At 58.8% G+C, this 3753-nt stretch carries 3 protein-coding genes; all 3 read right to left on the bottom strand.

Going from position 1 to position 3753, the window contains the following annotated elements; translation table 11 throughout:
• The coding region (locus tag L0H65_RS16155) for a chorismate synthase (RefSeq protein ID WP_301460174.1) at positions 1–213 on the bottom strand (213 nt) is incomplete at its 3' end.
• Positions 210–1286: a phenylalanine--tRNA ligase subunit alpha gene (pheS, locus tag L0H65_RS16150; RefSeq protein ID WP_301460172.1), complete on the bottom strand. Its 1077-nt coding sequence runs from the start codon at positions 1284–1286 to the stop codon at positions 210–212. The genes L0H65_RS16155 and pheS, both read right to left, overlap by 4 nt.
• A gap of 177 nt (positions 1287–1463) precedes the next feature.
• Entirely contained in the window at positions 1464–3593 is a 2130-nt protein-coding gene (gene pnp / locus L0H65_RS16145; RefSeq protein ID WP_301460170.1) for a polyribonucleotide nucleotidyltransferase, read from the bottom strand.
• Positions 3594–3753 lie beyond the last annotated feature (160 nt).

The raw sequence follows: 3753 nt of genomic DNA, 5'->3' as shown, positions 1-3753 counted from the left end.
AACCCCCGACAGGATGCGCACCTGATCGGCCTCTTGTCGCTGTGTGGTGAACTTGTTTTGCCCCGGCTTACGCTTATCCAGCCATGGCTGGATATCGCCTTCCGTCAGTGGCACCCCCGGCGGGCAACCATCCACGGTCGCGCCCAGCGCCGGCCCGTGGCTTTCGCCCCAGGTTGTCACCCGGAACATATGGCCGAAGGAGTTGAAGCTCATGCGACGCCGCCCGCCAATTCCGGCACGTTGAGCGCAGAAAACCCGTAATGTCGCAGCCAGCGCAGATCGGATTCAAAGAACGCCCGCAAGTCCGGGATGCCGTATTTCAGCATCGCCATCCGGTCGATTCCCATGCCGAAGGCAAAGCCTTGCCATTCATCCGGGTTCACCCCGGCGGAGCGCAACACATGCGGATGCACCATGCCGGAACCGAGAACCTCCATCCAGCCGTCACCTTCGCCGATGCGCAACTGTCCATTGACCCAGGAACATTGGATGTCTACCTCTGCCGAAGGCTCCGTGAACGGGAAATGGGATGCGCGGAAACGGGTTTTCACGGGTTTGCCGAAGAACGCGCTGAAAAACTCCTCCAACACCCATTTCAGATTGGCCATGGAGATATCCTTGCCGATCACCAACCCCTCGACCTGATGGAACATCGGCGAATGGGTCTGGTCCATATCCATGCGGTAGACGCGACCGGGGCAGATGATGCGGATTGGCGCGCCCTGATCCAGCATTGCCCGAATTTGCACCGGGGAAGTATGGGTGCGCAACACATGCGGCGGGCGGTCGTCGCCTTCCGCCCGGTTCATGAAAAACGTGTCGTGTTCCTGCCGCGCGGGATGCTCCGGAGGGATATTCAGCGCGTCGAAATTGTACCAATCAGATTCCACCTGCGGCCCTTCAGCGACGGCAAAGCCCATATCGGCAAAAATCGCGGTCAGCTCTTCGGTAACCTGCGAAACCGGATGGATCGTCCCGGCAGGGCGCGGCCGTCCCGGCAAAGTCACGTCCAGCCATTCCGTGCGCAGCCGTGCATCCAGCGCCGCATCGGTCATCGCCGCCTTCTTGGCACGCAAAGCTGCGTCAATCTCATCCTTCAGGGCATTCAAAGCGGCGCCGAAACTGCTGCGATCCTCAGGCGACATGCCGCCCAGCTCGCGCATTTTCAGGCTGACTTCACCCTTTTTGCCCAGCGCAGCCAACCGCACCGCCTCCAATGCCGCCTCATCCCCTGCCTCGGCCACAGCGGTCAGGTATTTGCCCTTCAGGTCGTCAAGCGCGCTCATCTACAGTCTCCGAAATTCCTTGCAATGTTGCTAGCGATGCAAGCCCATGAATGCAAGACCGCGCCCCGGCCGGTCTGAGGCGTCAGGTGCCGGGAATGTCGAATCGCGCCAATACGTCACGCCCATAGCAAACGGCCCCGGCGTTTCCACCGGGGCCGTCCGTTCAACGCCGAATGATCAGCCTTCCGCTGGCTCGGTGATCTCTTCGCCAGTTTCCTGATTGACCATCTTCATGCCCAAGCGGACCTTGCCGCGATCGTCAAAGCCAAGCAGCTTTACTTTCACTTCCTGACCTTCTTTCAGCGCCTCATTCGGGTGCTGCAAACGCTTGTTGGCGATCTGGCTGACATGCACCAAACCATCACGCTTGCCAAAGAAGTTCACGAAAGCGCCGAAATCGACCAGCTTCACGACCTTGCCGGTGTAGATCTTGCCCTCTTCCGGCTCGGCTACGATCGACCAGATCATGTCATAGGCTTTCCTGATCGCTTCGGCATTATTCGAGGCAATCTTGATCACGCCGTCATCGTTGATATCGACCTTCGCACCCGAAACTTCAACGATTTCGCGGATCACCTTACCGCCCGACCCGATCACTTCACGGATCTTGTCGGTCGGCACGGTCATCGTCTCAATCTTCGGGGCATAAGCCGAGAACGCCTGCGCCGAGGTCAGAGCCTTGGCCATTTCGCCCAAGATGTGCATCCGGCCGTCTTTGGCCTGCGCCAAAGCTTTTTCCATGATCGCGGGCGTGATGCCTGCAATCTTGATGTCCATCTGCAACGAGGTGATGCCGTTTTCGGTGCCCGCAACCTTGAAGTCCATATCGCCAAGATGATCTTCATCACCAAGGATATCGGACAGGATCGCGTATTTGCCATCGTCATCCAAAATCAGGCCCATTGCCACGCCAGCCACTGCCGATTTCAGCGGAACGCCCGCATCCATCATGGACAGGGAACCACCGCATACCGAGGCCATCGACGACGAACCGTTGCTTTCCGTGATCTCCGACACCAAGCGAATGGTATAGGGGAAGTCGGTTGTCGCAGGCAAAACCGCCTGAAGCGCACGCCAAGCCAGTTTGCCGTGACCGATTTCACGACGACCGGGGGGGCCAAAGCGACCCACTTCGCCCACCGAATAGGGGGGGAAGTTATAGTGCAGCAAGAAGTTGGATTTGGAGGTCCCGGTCAGGGCGTCGATGAACTGCTCGTCCTCGCCGGTGCCAAGCGTGGTCACAACCAAACCTTGGGTTTCGCCACGGGTGAACAAAGCCGACCCGTGTGTGCGCGGCAGGATACCGGTTTCCGACACAATGGGGCGGATCGTCGTGGTATCGCGGCCATCAATCCGGGGGGAACCGTTGATGATATCGCCGCGCAACACGCTTGCTTCCAGCTTCTTGATCGCAGCGCCAAGATTGTCGTCGGCGCTATCTTCTTCCGACAGGGTTGCCTTGATCGCGGCGACTGCGTTGGAAATTGCCGTTGTGCGCTCTTGCTTGTCACGAATGGCAAACGCGGCGCGCATGTCTTTTTCACCAGCGGCCTTCACACGGTCATAAAGCGCGGAATAATCCGGCGGGGTGAAATCAAACGGCTCCTTCGCGCAGTCTTCGGCGAAGTCCATGATCAGGTCGATCACTGGCTGAATGCTGTCATGGGCGAATTTCACCGCGCCGAGCATTTCGGCCTCTGACAACTCATAGGCTTCGGATTCCACCATCATCACGGCATCTTTGGTGCCTGCGACAACGAGATCAAGGCGCTGTTCCGGGTTTTCGCGCAGCTTCATCATGTCGTCGCAAGTCGGGTTCAGTACATATCCGCCATCGACAAAACCAACGCGGCAACCGGCGATCGGTCCCATGAATGGCGCGCCGGAGATTGTCAGCGCAGCGGACGCAGCAATCATCGCCAGCACGTCTGGCTCATTCTCAAGGTCGTGGCTCAGCACGGTCACAATGACCAGAACTTCGTTCTTGAACCCATCCACGAACAGCGGGCGAATCGGACGGTCGATCAGGCGCGAAGTCAGCGTTTCCTTTTCGGAAGGCCGCGCTTCACGCTTGAAAAAGCCGCCTGGCACTTTGCCGGCAGCGTAATAGCGTTCTTGATAATGCACGGTCAGCGGGAAGAAATCCTGCCCCGGCTTTTGCGATTTCGCAAAGGTCACGTTGGCCATCACGCTGGTTTCGCCCAGCGTGGCGATGACCGAACCATCGGCCTGACGGGCAACTTTGCCGGTTTCCAGCGTCAGCGTTTCACCGCCCCATTCGATTTCTTTTTTCGTTACGTTAAACATTCATCGTTTCCTATATGGGGGCATCCCGGCGTTCCGGGCCCCCCGTTGCATAGCGGCCCCATTGCCGCCGCCCCCTATCCTTTGCATGCGGCCGGGGGCAGGCCTTCACGTCACAGATTGCGCGCGTCTACAGGAAAATGGGGGGGTTGGGAAGGGGTGG

This window comes from Pseudorhodobacter sp. (assembly GCF_030452865.1).
Classification (GTDB): domain Bacteria; phylum Pseudomonadota; class Alphaproteobacteria; order Rhodobacterales; family Rhodobacteraceae; genus Pseudorhodobacter.
This window is presented reverse-complemented; position numbering and strand designations above follow the sequence as displayed.

Bases quoted from the DNA above. Each gene is read 5' to 3' on its own strand.
- pheS (WP_301460172.1), bottom strand. From the start codon at position 1,286: ATGAGCGCGCTTGACGACCTGAAGGGCAAATACCTGACCGCTGTGGCC.
- pnp (WP_301460170.1), bottom strand. From the start codon at position 3,593: ATGTTTAACGTAACGAAAAAAGAAATCGAATGGGGCGGTGAAACGCTG.